The following is a 1,416-nucleotide window of genomic DNA, read 5'->3' on the forward strand; positions in this document are numbered from 1 at the left end:
CGCGCGCCGCGGCGACGCGGCACTCCGAGCGGATCGCCGCGGCGCTCTCGGGCCCCCAGTCGGCGATCGTGCTGGTCGATGACGTGCCCGCCGCGACGGCGTTCAGCAACGCGCACGCGCCTGAGCACCTCGAGCTGCACCTGGCCGACCCACGGCCCGAGGACTTCGTCCATGCCGGCGCCGTCTTCGTCGGCGCGCATTCGCCCGTGAGCCTCGGGGACTACCTCGCGGGAAGCAACCACGTCCTGCCGACCGGCGGCCAGGCGCGCTACGCCGCAGGCCTGTCGGCGGCGACGTTCCTGCGCCCGCAGCAGGTGATCGAGTACGACCGCGACGCCCTCGCCGCGGTGCGCGACGCCATCGTCACCCTCGCCGAGGCGGAGGCGCTGCCCGCCCACGGCGAGGCCGTCGCCGCCCGGTTCCTGGACTGACCGGCCCGGTTCCCGTCATAGGCTGTCACTGCCATGCATTGCCCCTTCTGCCGTCACGCCGATTCGCGCGTCATCGACTCCCGGACGAGCGACGACGGCCTCAGCATCCGTCGCCGTCGTCAGTGCCCGCAGTGCGGAGGACGCTTCACCACCGTCGAGACCGCGAGCCTCAACGTCATCAAGCGTTCGGGCGTGATCGAGCCGTTCAGCCGCGAGAAGGTCATCTCGGGCGTGCGGAAGGCGTGCCAGGGGCGACCGGTGACGGAGGCCGACCTCGCGGTGCTCGCGCAGACCGTCGAGGAGAGCATCCGGCAGACCGGCGCATCGCAGCTCGACGCGAACGAGATCGGGCTCGCGATCCTCGGCCCGCTGCGTGACCTCGACGAGGTCGCCTACCTGCGCTTCGCGAGTGTCTACCAGGCGTTCGACTCACTGGAGGACTTCGAAGCCGCCATCGAGCAGCTGCGCGTCGATCACGCGAGCCGCACGACGTCGGACGCAGCGGAGCCCGCCGAGGCCTGATGTATCCCCTTCTCTTCCGCACCGTCCTCTCGCGCATGGATCCTGAGTCCGCGCACCACCTGGCGATGGCGGTGATCCGGATGCTGGGGGTCCCGGCCTTCTCGTGGGCGGCACGCGCGATCACCCGCCCGGCACCGGGCCTCGCGACCACCGCGCTCGGGCTCTCGTTCGAGTCGCCCTTCGGCGTCGCGGCGGGATTCGACAAGGACGTGAAGGGCGCCGCCGGGCTCTACGCGCTCGGCTTCGGGCACGTCGAGGTCGGAACCCTCACGGCGATCCCGCAGGAGGGCAACCCGCGCCCGCGCCTGTTCCGTCTCATCCCCGACCGTGCCGTGGTCAACCGCATGGGCTTCAACAATCACGGCGCCGAGGCCGCCGCGACGCGGCTGCGGGCGCTCCGCCGCCGGTCGCGGCGCGCGGTGCTCGGCGTCAACATCGGCAAGAGCCGCGTCGTCGACGTCGC

The 1,416-nt window shown here is 72.2% G+C and carries 2 protein-coding genes and 1 pseudogene; all 3 read left to right on the top strand.

Annotated features, from left to right (window positions below; all coding sequences use genetic code 11):
• Positions 1-431, top strand: a 431-nt coding sequence (locus tag EIO58_RS17870) for a histidinol dehydrogenase (RefSeq protein WP_205789383.1), incomplete at its 5' end; no start/stop codon positions are given.
• Between the two features lie 33 nt (positions 432-464).
• Complete coding sequence (gene nrdR / locus EIO58_RS17875) at positions 465-953, top strand: transcriptional regulator NrdR (RefSeq protein ID WP_127820551.1); 489 nt, start codon at positions 465-467, stop codon at positions 951-953.
• Positions 953-1,416 (top strand): annotated as a pseudogene (locus tag EIO58_RS17880) (quinone-dependent dihydroorotate dehydrogenase); the annotation flags it as partial. The gene nrdR and the pseudogene EIO58_RS17880, both read left to right, overlap by 1 nt.

The sequence above is a fragment of the Microbacterium sp. CPCC 204701 genome (assembly GCF_004010105.1).
Taxonomy (GTDB): domain Bacteria; phylum Actinomycetota; class Actinomycetes; order Actinomycetales; family Microbacteriaceae; genus Microbacterium.

Excerpts from the sequence above, each read along its gene's own strand:
- nrdR (WP_127820551.1), top strand. The coding sequence starts at position 465 with ATGCATTGCCCCTTCTGCCGTCACGCCGATTCGCGCGTCATCGACTCC.